Raw genomic sequence first — 15,557 nt, forward strand, 5'->3', positions numbered from 1 at the left:
CGTGACGTTGGGGCGGGGGGTGTCGTGACGGAGGGTCGGGGGTGGGTGGCGGCGGTCAGCGGGCCTTCATGACGGACCGCAGAGCGTGCCGCAGCTGCTCGCGGCCGGGCTGGACGGCGCGGTCGAGGGCGGGCGCGAAGGGCAGCACCGCGCCGTCCGGGCGGGTGATCCGGCGCGGCGGGGCGATCAGCCGCAGCTCCTCCGCGGCGGTGGCGAGCACCTCGGCGCCGAAGCCGCAGCTGCGGTTGGAGTCGTCCACCACGACCAGCCGGCCGGTGCGCTCCAGCGACTCGGCGAGCGCCGGCCAGTCGAAGGGGTGGACGGTGCGCGGGTCGAGCACCTCGACCGAGAGCTCCGGTGCCAGCTCCTCGGCGACGGCCAGGGCGTCGTGCACCAGGTGCCCGAGCGCGACCAGGGTGACGTCCGTGCCGGGCCGGTGGATCCGAGCCCGGCCGAGCGGCAAGGGGGTGAGCTCCCAGGTCACCGTCTCGCGCACCGGCAGGGCGGCCGCGGGGGCGAACACCACCACCGGGTCCGGGTCGCGGATCGCCGAGCGCAGCAGCCCGTAGGCGTCGGTCGGGGTGGCGGGCACCACGGTCTTCACCCCGGCGTGCGCGAACAGGCTGTACGGGTGGTCGGAGTGCTGCCCGGCCCAGCCGTCCCGGGAGCCCGAGCCGGGCACCAGGCAGGTCAGTGGGACGGCCGCCTGGCCACCGGTCATCAGCGAGAACTTGTGGGCCTGGTTGACGAGTTGCTCGAAGACCAGGAAGAGCAGCGAGGGGATCTGGAACTCCAGCACCGGCCGCCGCCCGGCCAGTGCGGCGCCCATCGCCATCGCGGTGAAGGCCTGTTCGGAGAGCGGGGTGTCGACGATCCGCTCCGGGCCGAAGCGGTCCAGCAGGCCCAGGGTGGGGCCGGCCAGACCGGCGCCGATGTCCTCGCCGAACACGCAGACCGCCGGGTCCTCGGCGAGTTCGTCGGCCAGTGCCCGGTTGAGCGCCTTGGTGTACGAGAGCCTGGTCACGCCGACACCCCCGCCCGGGGTCGCAGGCCGTCGGCGTACAGGTGGTCCAGTGCGCCGGCCGGGTCCGGGTGGGCCGATGCCAGGGCGAACTCCTCGGCGGCGGCGAGCTGTTCGGCCACCGAGCGGTCCAGTCGGGCGACCGTGGCCCGGTCCAGCGGGGCGGCGGCCCGGGCCAGCGGGTCGCGCTCGCGCCAGGCCGCGACCTCCTCGGGGGCGCGGTAGCGCAGTTTCATCCGGCGTTCCATGGTGTGGTGGCCCTCGTAGCGGTAGGTGCGGCACTCCAGGAAGCCGGGGCCGCCGCCGGCGCGGGCCCGCTCGACGGCGCGCAGGGCGGCGGCCCGGACGGCCTCGGTGTCCATGCCGTCCACCTGCTCGGCGGGGATGCCGAAGGCGGCGGCCCGGCCGGTGGCGGTGCCCGCGACGGCGGTCGCGGCGGGCAGGGTGGTGGCGTAGCCGTTGTTCTCGCAGACGAAGAGCACCGGCAGCCGCCACATCGCCGCGAGGTTGAGCGACTCCAGCAGCACGCCCTGGTTGAGCGCGCCGTCGCCGAAGAAGGAGACCGCGACCGGGCTGCCCGCGACGCCGGCTCCGGTGCCGCCGCCGGCACCGGCCGCGGCGTGCTTGGCGGCCCAGGCGGCGCCGACCGCGATCGGCGCCCCCGCGCCGACGATGCCGTTGGCGCCGAGGATCCCCAGCGAGAGGTCGGCGGCGTGCATCGAGCCGCCCCGGCCGCCGTTCAACCCGTCGACCCGGCCCGCGAGTTCGGCGAGCAGCCGGTCCGGGGCGGCGCCCCGGGCGAGCACGTGGCCGTGGCCGCGGTGGGTGCTGGTCAGCCGGTCGGCCGGGCCGAGCGCCGAGCAGACGCCGACCGCGACGGCCTCCTGCCCGATGTACGGGTGGATGCCGCCGGGGATCGCGCCGGACTTCACCAGGCCGAGCGCCAACTCCTCGAAGCCGCGGATCAGCCGCAGCATCCGGTAGCGCTCGGCCGGGGTGGCCAGCGGTGCGGTCACGGCGGCGGTCGGTGCGGTCACAGGGTGCCCCGCCAGACCGTCGGGCAGAACGCCGGGTCGGCGTAGTCCGGTCGGCCGTCGGCGGTGCGGCGCACCAGCACGTCGTGGTTGTACACCACCGGGCCGCCGTCCGGCCGAACGCGGTGCCGGTACTCGTTGGCGCCGTCCTGGAGGTGCAGCGAGACGGCCCGGCGGGGGAAGGAGGCCAGGTTGGGGCCGCTGCCGTGGTAGGTGCGGCAGTGGTGGAAGGACAGGTGGCCACGCGGGATCAGCATCGGGACCTTCCGCACCTGCTGCCCGTTGAACGCGGCGTTGGCGTCCAGGATGGCGTCCAGCTCGGACTTGTCGCGGTCGGCGAAGTGCCGGGTGGAGTCCTCGTCGGAGGGCATCTCCCGCCAGCGGTGGCTGCCGTCGACCATGGTGATGGTGCCGTTCTCCTCCCGGCAGTCGTGGAACGGGATGAAGGCGGTGAGCATGTTCTGGGAGGTCGAGGTCTGCCAGTAGTGCTTGTCGAAGTGCCAGGGCACGTGGTTGCTGGGCTCCCCGGGCACCGGCGGCTTGTAGATCAGGGTGGCCTGGAAGATCCGGATCTCCTCGGCCCCGGCGAGCCGCGCGGCGACCGCGCCGACCAGCGGCTTGCGCAGGATCGCGCCGATCGCGTCGCTCTGGTGGTGGACGTAGTCGTTGTGCCGCTGGACCGGCCCGTGCGAGGGCTCCCAGGCGGCCAACCGGGGTGGGCGGACGGGGAGTTCGCGATCCCGGTGGCCCGCGTAGTAGAGCTCGGTGGCGGCCTGGAGGGTGTCCAGCTCCTCGTCGGTGAACAGCCGGCGGGAGAGGTACCAGCCGTGCTCGCGGTAGTGCGCCACCTCCTCGGGGGTGGGCAGCAGGGCGTGTTCGGCGTCGGTGAGGCGGAACTCGGTGACGGTGGTCATCGGTGGTGCTTCCCTTCTGGGGGCGGTCAGCGGGCGGCGGCGGTCTGTCGCTCGACCGCCTCGTAGAGCGCCTTGATGTTCGCGGTGCCGAACGTGCCCGCGCCCTGGCGCTCGATCAGTTCCAGGAAGGAGGTGCGCCGGGGGTGGGTCGAGCGGGCGAAGATCTGGAACAGCTGGCCGCCGTGGTCCTGGTCCACCAGGACGTGCAGGTCGCGCAGGGTCTCCACCGGGATGGCCGTCCGGCCGAGCCGCTCGGTGAGCGCGTCGAAGTAGGCGCCCGGGGTGGTCAGGAACTCCACGCCGCGGGAGCGGGCGGTGCGCACGGCGGTGGCGATGTCGTGGGTGCTGAACGCCAGGTGCTGCACCCCGGCACCGCCGTGGGCGGAGAGGAACTCGTCGATCTGGCCCGGGCGGCGGGCGGTGTCGGGCTCGATCAGGGTGAAGGTGACCAGGCCGGAGGCGCTCTGCACCACGGTGGAGTCCATGGCCTGCTCGCCGACCTCGATGTACTCCTCGAAGATCGCGTGGAAGCCGAGCACGGCCTCGCAGAACCGTACGGCGTCGGCGAGTTCGCCGCCGGGCAGGCAGATCGCGACGTGGTCGAGGGCGTCCAGCAGTCCGGGCCCGGCGGCCTCGTCGGGCCCGGGGGTGTGCATCGAGGTGAACCGCAGGGCGGTGTCGCCGAATCCGGCGATCAGCCCGGCCTCCCGGTCCAGTACTCGGGCGCCGTGCCGTTCGGCCCGCTCCAGGGCGGCCTTCGGGTCGGCGCAGCCGAGGGCGAGCGCGGCGACGCCGTCGCCGTGCCGGGCGACGTAGGCGGACACCGGGTGGCCGGGGTCGGCGGCGGAGGTCAGGCGCAGCCGGATCGAGCCCTGGGCGAGGTCGATGGAGCGGGTGCCGTCCGCCGAGGTGGTCGGGGGTGCGGCGGTGAAGTCGTAGTCGGCGCGCAGTTCGGCGGCGGTCTTGTCGGCGTCCGCGCAGTGGAACTCGACGCGGGCGATGGTCTGGATGGACAACGGGATCTCCCCCCGGAGGGATGGTGGTTCGAGGATCGGCGCGCTGCCGGGCGGCGCTGCCCGGCAAGGACCCGCAGGAGCTGGGCCGTGTCTCGGCCTAGCGCGTACGGACGGAGGCCGGGCCGAGGATCAGGCTGAGGTTGTGGCCGCCGAAGGCGAAGGCGTTGCTCAGTGCGGCGCGCACCGGGGTGGACCGGGCAGCGCCCCGGACGTGGTCCAGCTCGCAGGCCGGGTCCGGGTCGACCAGGTTGAGCGTCGGCGGCAGCGTCTCCCTCGCCACCGCCAGGGCCGTCACCGCCGCCTCCAACGCGCCTGCGGCGCCCAGGAGATGGCCGGTGGCGCCCTTGGTGGAGCTGACCACCGGCCGGTGCGCGCCGAAGACGGCGTGCAGGGCGGCGGTCTCCGCCACGTCACCGAGCTTGGTGCCGGTGCCGTGGGCGTTCACGTAGTCGATGTCCTCCGGGGCCAGGCCCGCGTTGGCGAGCGCGGCGCGCATCGCGTCGGCGGCGCCGGCGCCGTCCGGGCGGGGCATGGTCGGGTGGTGGGCGTCGGTGGAGGCGCCCCAGCCGAGCACGTCCGCGTAGCCGGTGGCGCCGCGCGCGGCGGCGTGGCTCGCGCTCTCCAGGACGAGGACGGCGCTGCCCTCGCCCAGTACGAAGCCGTTCCGCCGGCTGTCGAAGGGCCGGCTGGACTGCTCCGGATCCTCCCAACCCTGCGCCAGGGCCCGGGCGTTGGTGAAGGCGGCGGCGATGGTCGGGTGCAGCGAGGACTCGGTGCCGCCGCACACCACCACCTCGGCGTCGCCCGCGCGGATCAGCCGCAGCCCCTCGGCGATCGCCTGGGCGCCGGCCGCGCAGGCCGTCACCACGGCCGAACTGTAGCCCCGGATACCGTACTTGATGGCGATCCGGGCGGCGGCCATGTTGGAGAGCATGCCGGGCAGCAGGTACGGGCTGACGCCGGGGCGGCCGCGCTCCAGCCGGCGGTGCGACTGCTGCTCGAAGGTCTCCAGGCCGCCGCCCCCGGTGGCCAGCACCACGGCGGTGCGGTGCGGGTCGGCGTCCCGGCCGACCACCAGGGCGGCGTCGGCGAGCGCGTCCTCGGCGGCGGCCAGGGCGAGCAGTACGAAGCGGTCCACGCAGCGGGTCTCGGTGGGCGGCAGCACCTCGCGGCCGTCCACGGCGGGGGCGATCCCGGCGGCGGGCAGCCAGCCGTGCGCGGGGTGGTCCTCGGGGACGGCCCGCAGGCCGGAGCGGCCGGCGGCCAGGGCCTCGAACACCTCGGCGGGCCCCCGGCCGAGCGGGGAGACCAGGCCGATGCCGGTGATGACGGCGGCCTCGCGTCCGGTCATCGGGCGCTCACCGCCGCCAGGTGGCGCTCACGCAGCAGCACCTTGCGGACCTTGCCGGTCGGGCCGAGCGGGATGTCGTCCCCGGTGACCACCAGGACCTGGCGGACGGTCCCGGCGGTGGCCTCGTCCAGGGCGGCGACCACGGCCTCGGCGCGCTCGGCGTCCGGGCCGGTGCCGCGCCGGGCGTCCTGGGCCAGGAGCAGCAGCACGTCGGTGACCACCTGCTCGCCGTCCCGGACGGCGACCACCGTGCAGTCCAGCACGTCCGGGCGGGCGGCCAGCACGCGCTCCTCCGACATCGCGGTGAACAGCCGCTTGCCGTCGGCGAGTTCGAGCGAGTCCACGGCCCGGTCGACGTGGTACCAGTAGCCCTTCTCGTCCCGGTACATCAGGTCCCCGGTGAGGAAGCGGCCGCGCAGCCGGGTACGGAAGGTGGTGGCCGAGTCGTTCCAGTAGCCGAGCGCCAGGGTCGGTGAGGCGGTGGCGAGTTCGCCGACCTCGCCGGGGCCGAGCGGTTCGCCGTCCGGGCCGACCACCTCGCAGTCGACGAAGGCGTGCGGGCGGCCGACGCAGCGGCCGTAGCGGTCGGTGCCGGGGCCGTGGGTGATGAAGAAGTGCGAGTGGCCCATCTCGGTGGAGCCGAGGCCGTCCACGAACAGCGAGCCGGGCAGCCTGGTGCGGCCCTGGCGGGTGACGGTCTCCCGGCTGCCGGTGGCGATCAGCCGGCGGATGTGCACCTCGTGGGCGCAGTCGCCGGTGTTCCACCAGAGCGCCACGGACGCCAAGTCCCGTGCGGCCAGGTCGTGGTGGGCGAGGTCGGCCCAGGTGGCGGCGAAGCCGATCACCCCGGTGGGGTGCCACTGCTCGATCGCGTCCAGCACGCCGGCGCCGGACTGGCCGGAGAGGCAGGCCAGTTCGGTGTGCGAGCTGAGCGCGAGGTTGAGCGCGATCAGGGTCGCGGCGTGCGGGGCGGGCAGGGCGCTGAGCATCCGGTCCTGGCCCTGCGGGCGGGGCAGCCGCAGCCGGTGGCGGATCGCCGCGTACAGACTGGCGTGCGAGTGCACCACGGCCTTCGGCATGCCGGTGGTGCCGGAGGAGTGGGTGATCGCCACCGGGTCACCGGACCAGTGCCGGTACGGCTCCGGGGCGGCGTCCGGGTCGCCCGCGCCGAGGGTGGAGACCTCCGGGAGCAGCGGTGCGCCCGGGTCGTGCTCGGCCAGGGCGGCCAGGTGGGCCTGGTCGGCGAGCACCCCGGCGGCGCCGAGCCGGGCGATGTAGCGGGCGGCGCGCTCCGCGTCCAGGTTGGGGTTGAGCAGGGCGGGGACGGCGCCGAGCCGGGCCAGGGCGAGGAAGGCGAGCACGTGGTCGGCGGCGCTGCTCGCGTGGACCACCACCGGGTCACGCGGGGTGATGCCGAGGCCGTGCAGGGCGGCGGCGCGGGCCCGGACGGCGCGGTCGAGCTCGCGCAGGGTGAGCGGCTGCCAGGCGGGGTGGCCGTCCACCGGGGTGTCGAAGGTGAGCAGCGGCTCGTCGAGCCCCTGGCCGAGGGCGATCCGGGCGGTCAGCACGTTGCCGGCGCCCACGTCGGGGTCGTCCGCGAGCTGGGTGCGGAGACTGCGGATGGTCACGGGGGTGGATCCCTCCCTCGGGGCCGGGGCGGCCCGGGCGGCTGATCGGGTGTCGGGGTGCGGCCGGCGCGGACGGCGGCCGGGCGGTGGTGGGGCGTCGGCCGTGGCGGGGCGTCGGCGGTGCGAAGGTGGGCCGGGCGGGTCGCTGGTGTGCCGGGTGCGGCTGCGTCAGGCGGCGGGCCTCATCGATGGCTACGGGCGCCGCCGGCCCGCGGGTTCAGCCGACGGGCCCGGTGAGCAGTACGGCCACGGCGTGGTCACCGTCGGGGCCCTGCTCGGCGGCGATCACCAGGACGTGGTCGGCGTCCCCGTCGGCCAGCAGCAGTGCGGCCAGCTCGTACGCATCCACGGGGACGGTGCCGGGTACGGCCTCGGCCGGGCTGATCGCCACGACGGGGCCGGTCAGGCCCCAGCGGGCGGCGATGTGCCCGAGGACGGCGTTGGGGTTGGACTGGAAGAACAGCAGCGGGGCCGGGCGGTGTCCGGGCGCCGCGCTCCGGTCGATGGCGCGCGCGGTGGCGAGGTCGCCGCTCGCGCTGGCGAGCAGCAGGGCGGTGCGCCCGGGGGCGGGCGGCGGGCCGTGGTGGGCCCGCAGGCAGCGGTCGGCGGTGTCGGCGATCAGCGGGGCGAGGCCGGCAGGGGTGAAGCCGGGCAGCGGTGGCGGGGGCCCGGGGAGGTCCGGGCCGGGGCGGCGGGCCTCGGCGAGGACGCGCGGGGCGGCGGTGGCGGGGGTGGTCATCTGTGGGTGTCCGGGGTCAGGCGGCGGCCAGCAGCAGGGCGGTGTTGGCCCCGCCGAAGGCGGAGTTGAGGGTCAGCGCGTAGTCGGGGCGGGCGGTGTGCGGGCCGTCCAGCACGAGGTCCAGCCGGACGTCGGGGTCGGGGCCCAGCCAGCCGGCGTTGACCGGCGTCAGTCCGCTCTCCAACGCGCCCACGGTGACGGCGAGTTCGAGCAGGGCGGAGGCCTCCAGGGCGTGGCCGTGCACGGATTTGCTGGAGCTGACCGGCAGTCGGTCGGTGTGCGGGCCGAACACCGTGCGCAGGGCGGTGGCCTCGGCCCGGTCGGCGAGGTCGGAGCCGGTGCCGTTGGCGTTGACGTAGCCGACCTGCTCCGGGGCGATGCCCGCGCGGCCCAGCGCGGCCTCGATCGCCCGGGCGACCCCGGCGCCGTCCGGCTCCGGGCGGCAGACGTGGTGGGCGTCCCCGGCCCGCCCCCAGCCGGCCAGCCGGGCGAGTGCGGGAGCCGAGCGCCGTTCGGCGGCCGGGGCGGACTCGACCACGACGGCGACGGCCGCGTCGCCGAGCAGGGTGCCGGTGCGGCCGGTGCTGAACGGGCGCAGTTCGCCGTCCCGGGCCAGGGCGCGTCCGGCGTCGAAGACGGCGAACACCCCGGGTTCGACCAGGTGCCCGGCCGCGACCAGGACCCGTTCGTGCCGGCCGGCGGCGACCAGGGCGGCGGCGTCGGCGACCGCGGTGGCGGCCGCCACGCAGGCACCGGTGTACACCCGGGTGACGCCCGGCGCGCCCCAGTGCTCCCGGACCCCGGCGGCCACGGCGTCGGCGGTGGCGCGGGTGCGTTCGTCGCTGTGCAGGGCGAGCAGGACGGGCATCCCGGCGCCCTCGGCGGCGGTCAGCCCGGCCTGCCGGCCGACCTGTCCGATCGCCTCCAGTACGGCCCTGGCCAGCGGGAAGGTGCTGGCCAGCGGTACCGTCCCGGGCAGCAGGGCGGCCCGGGTGGTGCGGCGCCCGCTCACGTCGAAGCGGGCCACCTCGGTGAACGCGGCCTTGCCGTGGGCGGCGGCCTCGGTCAGCGCGGCGAGCCCGCGCCCGGCGGCGCTGAGCACCCCGAGGCCGGTGACCACCGGGCGGGCGGCGGGCGCCACGGGCCGGGGCGCCACGGGCCGGGGCGCGGCGGGCCGGTGCGTCGGGGCGGACGTGCCGGTGCCGGTCACGGCCGCGCTCCGGCGCGGGCGGCCAACACCGTCTCGCGCAGCAGCTCGGTGGCGTCCTCAACCGTCCGCACGGCGCCGAAGTGCTCGTCGTCCAGGTCCAGCTGGATTCCGTAACGCTGCTCGAACTCGGCTATCAGCCAGGTCAGTTCGAGCGAGCCGAGTTCCTCGGGCACGGTGTCGGCGGCGCGCTGCCCGAACGCCGCCAGCATCGTCAGCACCTCGGCCCGGTCGGGGAGCGCACCGGGGGCGGAGCCCGCGGGGCGGGCGGAGTCGCTCACGCCGCGCTGCCGGTGGCGGCGGGGAGGGCGTCGATCCGCTTGACCACGTCGGCGGTGAACTCGTCCAGCGTCATCATCGCGGTGGTCTCCATCTCGTCCAGGTCGAACTTGATCCCGAACTCGTCCTCGACCTGCACCGAGAGTTCGGCCAGCGCGAGCGATTCGAGGTCCAGCCCGGCCGGTCCGAGGTCGGTGTCCCCGGTGACCTCGGAGACGTCGTACTGCATCTCGGTGAGGGCGGCCAGAACGAACGCGCGGATGCGGTCCTGCATGATGGTGGGCTCCTTGTCGGGGTTGTCCGGGCGGGTGTCCGGCGGGTGGTGCGTCCGGTCCGGTCAGCGCACGGCGGCCGCGGCGGTGTCGCGCAGGGCGGCCGGGTCGCGCAGCAGCTTTCCGGTGGCGGTGCGGGGGAGGGCGGGCAGCAGGACGAGGCGGCGCGGCCGCTTGTAGGCGGCGAGCCGGCGGGCCAGCCCGTCCTGGACGAGGGCGGGTTCGGCCCCGGCCTCGACGGACAGGTACGCCTCGATCGCCTCGCCGTCGAAGACGACGACCGCCTCGCGGACCTCGGGCAGCGCGGCGAGGGTCTGCTCGACCTCGGTGAGGTCGACCTTCAACCCGCCGATCGAGACCTGGGAGTCGAGCCGGCCGTGCACGGTGACCAGGCCGGTCGCCTCGTCCAGGGCGGCGGCGTCGCGGGTGTGCAGCCAGCCGTCCGACCAGCGGCTCGGGTCGTCCAGCCCCGGGTACGGGGAGGCGGCGGCGCCGAGTTGCAGCTCGCCGGCGACGAGCCGCATCCGCATGCCGTGGACGGGGCGCTTGGCGGGGTGCAGCGTCCCGTCGAGGTCGGTGGCGATGACCCCGGTCTCGGTCATGCCGTACATGGTGCCGAGCGGCACGCCGTACCGTTCGGCGAACAGTGCGGGCAGGCCGGGGCGGACCAGTTCGCCCGCGACGACCATCCGGCGCAGCTGCGGCAGTGCCGGGGGAGTGACCGTCCCCGCCAGCAGTTCGGCGTGGAAGGGCACTCCGATGACGGTGGTCGGCCGCCGGTCGGCGGCGACCGCGGCGAGGATGCCGGCGGCCGTCATCCGCTCCGGGACGGTGAGCGCGGCCCGGGCGTGCAGGGCGTTGAGCAGCCCGCCGACCAGCCCGAGCACGTGCACCACCGAGGACAGCAGCACGACCCGCTCGCCCTCGCCGGGGAACTCCACCAGCCTGCGGTAGCAGTCGAGTTCGCGCAACAGGTCGGCGGCGGTGCGGGCGATGACCTTGGCCGGGCCGGTGGACCCGGAGCTGAGTTGGATCAGGGCGTGTCCGGTGCGGGCGGGGAGCCCGTCCGGCAACGGGACGGCGACCGGTTCGACCTCGGAGAAGCCGCGCAGCGCCGCGGCCGGCCGGTGGGCGGAGCCTACCAGCACCTGCGGGGCCAGCCGGGCCACCGCCGCGTCCACTTCGTGGTCGGTCAACCGGTGGTCGAGCAGCGCGACTTGGGCGCCGATCCGCCAGCAGGCCAGCAGGACGGCGACGAAGGCCACCGAGGGCGGCAGCCGCAGCGCCGCGGTGCCGCCCGGGCCGAGCCCGGCGGCGGTCAGTCGGTCGCACTGGTCCTCGACCAGGGCGCGCAGGGCGTCCCGGTCGAGGGGTGCGCCGAGGCGCAGGCACTCCTCGCCGCCCGGTCCCGCCAGCAGCGACCGTTCGACCCAGTCCGGCGGGGCGTCGGCGTGCGGCGGTGCGGAAAGCGGAAGTGAAAAGGCGGAAAAGCCGGTCAACGCGGCTCCACAACAAGTGAGGGGATTTGACATGGACGCAATGGGCGTCGTTCTCAACCAATACGGTCAATTCCGTTGCCAGACCTTGGCACAGACGTTTGGTCAAATCAAGGTCTATACCAATGTGCTCGTTGCTCCTACGCTGCCGAACCGGGACCGGCCCGCGCGTGGCCGTCCGGGAAACGAGGATGCCCGTGGGAGCACTCACGCTGGCCGGGATCGAGCACGCCGCACGCGACCGACTCCCCCCGGAAATCTGGGACTTCATCGAAGGCGGCAGCGGCGCGGAACGCACCCTGACGGCGAACCGGGAGGTGTTCGGGCACTATGCACTGCGCCCGCGCACCCTGGTCGACGTCTCGGTCTGCGACCCCGCGCTGACCCTGCTCGGCGCACCGCTGCGGATCCCGCTGGGCATCGCCCCGATGGCCTACCACCGGCTGGTCGACCCGGAGGGCGAGACCGCCACCGCGCGCGCCGCCGGGGCGGCCGGCGCCCTGCTGGTCGCCGCGATGTTCGCCAGCCGCACCCTGGAGGAGATCGCCGCGGCCGCCGCCGGCCCGCTCTGGCTCCAGCTCTACTGGCTGCGCCGCCGCGCCGCCCTGACCGCGCTGGTGGAACGCGCCGAGGCGGCCGGCTACCGGGCCCTGGTGCTGACCGTGGACGCGCCCAGGATCGGCCGCCGGCTGCGTGACCTGCGCAACGGCTTCGCCGTCCCGTCCACCGTCCGCGCGGTCAACCTGGACGAGACCCTGATGTCCGCCAGCCACCGCGCCGCGGACGGCAGTTCCGGCATCGCCGAGCACGCCCGCGAGCAGTTCGACCCCACCCTGAGCTGGTCCGACCTGGCCTGGCTGCGCGAGCGCACCCGGCTGCCACTGGTCCTCAAGGGGGTGCTGACCGCCGAGGACGCCCGGCTGGCCGTCGAGCACGGCGTGGACGCCCTCCTGGTCTCCAACCACGGCGGCCGCCAGCTCGACGGCGCGCTGCCCGCCCTGGCCGCCCTCCCCGAGGTGGTCGACGCGGTGCCCGCCGAGCTCCCGGTGCTCCTGGACGGCGGCGTGCGCACCGGCACCGACATCGCCGTCGCCCTCGCGCTCGGCGCCCGGGCCGTGCTGATCGGCCGCCCCGCGCTCTGGGGCCTCGCCGTCGACGGCGAGGCCGGGGTGAACCGGGTGCTCCGCCTGCTGCACGAGGAACTCGACCACACCCTGGCCCTGTTGGGCCGCCCCCGGCTCGCCGACCTGGGCCCCGACGCCCTCGCGCGCTGGCCCGGCCCGGTCGGCTGAACCGCGCCGCACCCGCAGCACGTTCCTCCAGGAGGAGACCGATGACCGAACCGACGAGCAGCCCGAACGACCGCTTCCCCGGCTGGGACTGGGACGACCCGGAAGGGCTGGAGACCCGCCTGGACGCCTTCAGCGCCCAGGTCGCCACCTGCAAGACGCTCGAAGCCCGCCCCGGCGCCCTGCCGCACGACCACCACGACTTCCGCGAACTCGGCCTCACCGGAATCGAGTTCGCCGCCTTCCGGACCGCCCACCCGGAAGGCCTCGGCACCGACCTGGCCACCCTGCGCAGCACCGCGGCCGAGACCGAAACCGAGACCGAGAGCGGGCCCGGCCTCGCCACCGAGCCCGGCACCCTCTACCGGGTCGACGGCGACCGCTGGTTCACCCAGCTGGACGTCTCCCGCCCGCTGCCCTTCGCCGACGCCAGCGTCGACTGGGTCTACGCCGAGCACCTGATCGAGCACGTCACCCTGCCCGTCGCGGTCGGCTGGCTGCGCGAGGCCCGCCGGATCCTGCGCCCCGGCGGCGTCCTGCGCCTCACCACCCCCGACCTCGCCCGCTACCTGGTCGGCTACGCCACCGGCGACGGCTTCCTCGGTAGGCACCGCCGCCGGCTCGGCACGCTGGGCTTCGGCCCGCCGATGCCCGCCCGGCCGGCCTTCCTGGTGAACCAGATCTTCCGGTACTACGGCCACCAGTGGATCTACGACCTGGACGAACTGCGGCACGTCCTGACCCTGGCCGGGTTCGCCCCCGACCAGATCCGGCACTGCGCCTACCGCCAGGGCCTCCGTTCGGACGTCGCCGACCTCGACACGGCCTTCCGCACCGACGAGACCGTCTACGTTGAGGCCGACCGCTGAGCCGCCGCCGAACACCCGCCCGCTGGATTCCCGCCCGCTGAACCCCCTCGCCGAGCCGCCGCCCGGCCCCGGCCGGGCCACCGAACGGACCGCCACCCATGCCCCTGCACCCCCAGGCCGAGGCCTACCGCGCCCACCGCGCGCGCAGCGGCGCACCGCCGCTCTACACCCTCACCCTCGCCGAGGCCCGCGCCGCCGACCTCGCCGACATCCGCGCCGAGTCCGGCACCCCCGAGCCGGTGGCCGCCGTCGAGGAGCACCGCATCCCCGGCCCCGGCGGCGAACTCTCCCTCCGGCTCTACCGGCCCGAACCGCCCGGCCGCCCGCTGCCCGCCCTGCTCTACCTGTTCGGCGGCGGCTGGACGCTCGGCTCGGTCGACACCAGCGACGCGATCTGCCGCCGCCTCACCAGCGCCGTCGGCTGCGTCACCGCCTCCGTCGGCTACCGGCCGGCCCCCGAACACCCCTTCCCCGCCGCCCTGCACGACTGCCGGGCCGCCCTGGACCAACTGGTCGCCGGGGCCGCCGGGTTCGGCATCGACCCGGACCGTCTCGCGGTCGGCGGCGACAGCGCCGGTGGCAACCTCGCCGCCGCCCTGACCCTGCTGCTGCGCGACGAAGGCGGCCCGGCGCTGCGCCACCAGCTGCTGGTCTACCCCAACACCGACCACGCCGCCGACACCCCCTCGCTGCGCGAGCACGACGACCCGCTGCTGTTCAACCGCCGCTCGGCCGCCTGGTACTGGGGCCACTACCTGGCCGACCCGGCCGACGGCGCCAGCCCGTACGCCTCCCCGCTGCGGGCCGCCGACCTCTCCGGCCTGCCGCCCGCGACCGTCCTCACCGCCGAGTACGACCCGCTGCGCGACGAGGGCGAGCGGTACGCCGAGGCGCTCCGCGCGGCCGGGGTGCCGGTGGACCTGCGCCGCTACCAGGGCATGCCGCACGGCTTCTTCGCCATGACCGGCACCCTGGACGCCGCCGCCGAGGCCCAGGCCCACGCCGCCGCCCGACTCCGGGAGGCCCTGCGGTGACCGACCACGACCCGACCGACCTCGACCTGGCCGACCTGCACGGCTCGCTCGCCGACCCGCTGCTGGACGCGATGACCTTCCTCAACGAAGTCACCACCCGCTACCCCGGCGCCGTCTCCTTCGCCCCGGGCCGCCCCTACGAGGGCTTCTTCGAGCCCGAGGACGTCCCCGCCTACCTGGACGGCTACCTCGACCACCTGGCCGACCGCGGCCTCGACCGCGACGCCGTGCGCACCGCGCTGTTCCAGTACGGCCCCACCAAGGGCATCATCGCCGACCTGGTCGCCCGCACCCTCGCCAACGACGAGGGCCTCACCGTCGACCCCGCGGCCGTGGTGCTCACCGTCGGCGCCCAGGAGGGCATGCTGCTGGCCCTGCGCGCCCTGTGCGCCGGCCCGCAGGACGTCCTGCTGGTCAGCTCGCCCTGCTACGTCGGCGTGACCGGCGCCGCCCGGCTGCTCGACCTGACCACCCTGCCGGTCCCCGAGGGCCCCGAAGGCGGCCCCGCCCCGGAGTCCGTCCGCGCCGCCGCCCGGGCGGTACGGGCCGAGGGCCGCCGCCCGCGCGCCCTGTACGTCGTCCCGGACTTCGCCAACCCCTCGGGCACCAGCATGCCGGTCGCCGCCCGCACCCGGCTGCTGGACGCCGCCGCCGAGGAGGGCCTGCTGGTCGTCGAGGACAACCCGTACGGCTTCTTCGCCCGAACCCCGGGCCCGCGGCCCACCCTCAAGGCGCTGGACCGCCGCCGCCAGGTCGTCTATCTGGGCTCCTTCGCCAAGACCTGCTTCCCCGGCGCCCGGGTCGGCTACGTGGTCGCGGACCAGCGGGTGGCCGGCCCGGGCGGGCGCCGCGGCCTGCTGGCCGACGAACTGGCCAAGTTGAAGAGCATGACGACGGTCAACACGCCCGCGCTCAGCCAGGCCGTCATCGGCGGCATGCTGCTGGCCCACGACTGCAGCCTGCGGGCCGCCAACGCCCGCGCCACGGCCCACTACGCGGCGGGGATGGACACCCTGCTGCGGGAGCTGGACCGGCACTTCCCGGCCTCCGAGCGGCGCCGGCTGGGGGTGGACTGGAACCGACCCGAGGGCGGCTTCTTCGCCGTGCTCACGGTGCCCTTCCGGGCCGACGACGCGGCCATGGAGCGCTGTGCCCGGGAGTTCGGCGTGCTCTGGACGCCGATGACGCCGTTCTACCCGGCGGGCGGCGGCGAGCACCGGCTCCGGCTCTCGATCAGCTCACTGACGCAGGCTCAGATCATCGACGGCGTCGCCAAGTTGGCGGAGTTCATCCGCTCCTGAGCGGTACGGGGGAAGCAGCGGGGGGGGGGGGGGGGGGGGGGGGGGGGGGGGGGGGTTGGGGGGTTCCCTTTCCCCTTCCCTTCTTTCTCCCCCCCCCCCCGTGAGGG

General features: G+C 75.7%; 15 protein-coding genes. 4 read left to right on the plus strand and 11 right to left on the minus strand.

The window, feature by feature from the left end; translation table 11 throughout:
- Positions 1-55: 55 nt before the first annotated feature.
- From ACZ4W5_RS11640 to ACZ4W5_RS11690, 11 genes are all read right to left on the minus strand, one after another.
- Entirely contained in the window at positions 56-1,024 is a 969-nt protein-coding gene (locus ACZ4W5_RS11640; RefSeq protein WP_465654014.1) for an alpha-ketoacid dehydrogenase subunit beta, read from the minus strand.
- A complete protein-coding gene (locus ACZ4W5_RS11645; protein WP_465654015.1) occupies positions 1,021-2,058 on the minus strand; it encodes a thiamine pyrophosphate-dependent dehydrogenase E1 component subunit alpha in 1,038 nt (345 codons plus the stop codon). The genes ACZ4W5_RS11640 and ACZ4W5_RS11645 overlap by 4 nt, the downstream gene beginning before the upstream one ends.
- Complete coding sequence (locus ACZ4W5_RS11650) at positions 2,055-2,969, minus strand: phytanoyl-CoA dioxygenase family protein (RefSeq protein WP_465654016.1); 915 nt, start codon at positions 2,967-2,969, stop codon at positions 2,055-2,057. The genes ACZ4W5_RS11645 and ACZ4W5_RS11650 overlap by 4 nt, the downstream gene beginning before the upstream one ends.
- Positions 2,970-2,995: 26 nt before the next feature.
- A complete protein-coding gene (gene hppD, locus ACZ4W5_RS11655) occupies positions 2,996-3,985 on the minus strand; it encodes a 4-hydroxyphenylpyruvate dioxygenase (protein ID WP_465654017.1) in 990 nt (329 codons plus the stop codon).
- Between the two features lie 97 nt (positions 3,986-4,082).
- Positions 4,083-5,336, minus strand: coding sequence for a beta-ketoacyl-[acyl-carrier-protein] synthase family protein (locus tag ACZ4W5_RS11660; protein ID WP_465654018.1), 1,254 nt, complete (start codon positions 5,334-5,336; stop codon positions 4,083-4,085).
- On the minus strand, positions 5,333-6,964 hold the full coding sequence (locus ACZ4W5_RS11665; RefSeq protein WP_465654019.1) for a class I adenylate-forming enzyme family protein: 1,632 nt from the start codon (positions 6,962-6,964) through the stop codon (positions 5,333-5,335). The genes ACZ4W5_RS11660 and ACZ4W5_RS11665 overlap by 4 nt, the downstream gene beginning before the upstream one ends.
- A 217-nt stretch (positions 6,965-7,181) precedes the next feature.
- Positions 7,182-7,703, minus strand: a complete 522-nt coding sequence (locus tag ACZ4W5_RS11670; protein WP_465654020.1) for a beta-ketoacyl synthase chain length factor — start codon at positions 7,701-7,703, stop codon at positions 7,182-7,184.
- A gap of 16 nt (positions 7,704-7,719) precedes the next feature.
- Positions 7,720-8,913 (minus strand): beta-ketoacyl synthase N-terminal-like domain-containing protein, encoded by a 1,194-nt coding sequence (locus ACZ4W5_RS11675; protein WP_465654021.1) that lies wholly within the window; start codon positions 8,911-8,913, stop codon positions 7,720-7,722.
- Positions 8,910-9,191 carry an acyl carrier protein gene (locus ACZ4W5_RS11680; RefSeq protein WP_360243153.1) on the minus strand — a complete coding sequence of 94 codons (282 nt, stop codon included), beginning with the start codon at positions 9,189-9,191 and terminating at the stop codon, positions 8,910-8,912. The genes ACZ4W5_RS11675 and ACZ4W5_RS11680 overlap by 4 nt, the downstream gene beginning before the upstream one ends.
- Entirely contained in the window at positions 9,188-9,463 is a 276-nt protein-coding gene (locus ACZ4W5_RS11685; RefSeq protein ID WP_360243150.1) for an acyl carrier protein, read from the minus strand. Before ACZ4W5_RS11685 ends, ACZ4W5_RS11680 begins: the two co-directional genes overlap by 4 nt.
- 63 nt (positions 9,464-9,526) lie before the next feature.
- Positions 9,527-10,960 (minus strand): class I adenylate-forming enzyme family protein, encoded by a 1,434-nt coding sequence (locus ACZ4W5_RS11690; RefSeq protein ID WP_465654022.1) that lies wholly within the window; start codon positions 10,958-10,960, stop codon positions 9,527-9,529.
- Between the two features lie 188 nt (positions 10,961-11,148).
- Here ACZ4W5_RS11690 and ACZ4W5_RS11695 point away from each other — a divergent pair, with 188 nt between their 5' ends.
- From ACZ4W5_RS11695 to ACZ4W5_RS11710, 4 genes are all read left to right on the plus strand, one after another.
- Positions 11,149-12,249 (plus strand): alpha-hydroxy acid oxidase, encoded by a 1,101-nt coding sequence (locus tag ACZ4W5_RS11695; protein WP_465654023.1) that lies wholly within the window; start codon positions 11,149-11,151, stop codon positions 12,247-12,249.
- A gap of 41 nt (positions 12,250-12,290) precedes the next feature.
- Entirely contained in the window at positions 12,291-13,115 is an 825-nt protein-coding gene (locus tag ACZ4W5_RS11700; RefSeq protein ID WP_465654024.1) for a class I SAM-dependent methyltransferase, read from the plus strand.
- Positions 13,116-13,213: 98 nt separating this feature from the next.
- Complete coding sequence (locus ACZ4W5_RS11705; RefSeq protein WP_465654025.1) at positions 13,214-14,149, plus strand: alpha/beta hydrolase; 936 nt, start codon at positions 13,214-13,216, stop codon at positions 14,147-14,149.
- Positions 14,146-15,450 carry an aminotransferase-like domain-containing protein gene (locus ACZ4W5_RS11710; RefSeq protein ID WP_465654026.1) on the plus strand — a complete coding sequence of 435 codons (1,305 nt, stop codon included), beginning with the start codon at positions 14,146-14,148 and terminating at the stop codon, positions 15,448-15,450. The genes ACZ4W5_RS11705 and ACZ4W5_RS11710 overlap by 4 nt, the downstream gene beginning before the upstream one ends.
- The last annotated feature ends 107 nt before the right edge of the window (positions 15,451-15,557 follow it).

Source organism: Kitasatospora sp. NPDC029367 (assembly GCF_055569135.1).

Excerpts from the sequence above, each read along its gene's own strand:
- ACZ4W5_RS11695 (WP_465654023.1), top strand. The coding sequence starts at position 11,149 with ATGCCCGTGGGAGCACTCACGCTGGCCGGGATCGAGCACGCCGCACGC.
- ACZ4W5_RS11700 (WP_465654024.1), top strand. The coding sequence starts at position 12,291 with ATGACCGAACCGACGAGCAGCCCGAACGACCGCTTCCCCGGCTGGGAC.
- ACZ4W5_RS11670 (WP_465654020.1), bottom strand. The coding sequence starts at position 7,703 with ATGACCACCCCCGCCACCGCCGCCCCGCGCGTCCTCGCCGAGGCCCGC.
- ACZ4W5_RS11650 (WP_465654016.1), bottom strand. The coding sequence starts at position 2,969 with ATGACCACCGTCACCGAGTTCCGCCTCACCGACGCCGAACACGCCCTG.
- ACZ4W5_RS11705 (WP_465654025.1), top strand. The coding sequence starts at position 13,214 with ATGCCCCTGCACCCCCAGGCCGAGGCCTACCGCGCCCACCGCGCGCGC.
- ACZ4W5_RS11685 (WP_360243150.1), bottom strand. The coding sequence starts at position 9,463 with ATGCAGGACCGCATCCGCGCGTTCGTTCTGGCCGCCCTCACCGAGATG.
- ACZ4W5_RS11660 (WP_465654018.1), bottom strand. The coding sequence starts at position 5,336 with ATGACCGGACGCGAGGCCGCCGTCATCACCGGCATCGGCCTGGTCTCC.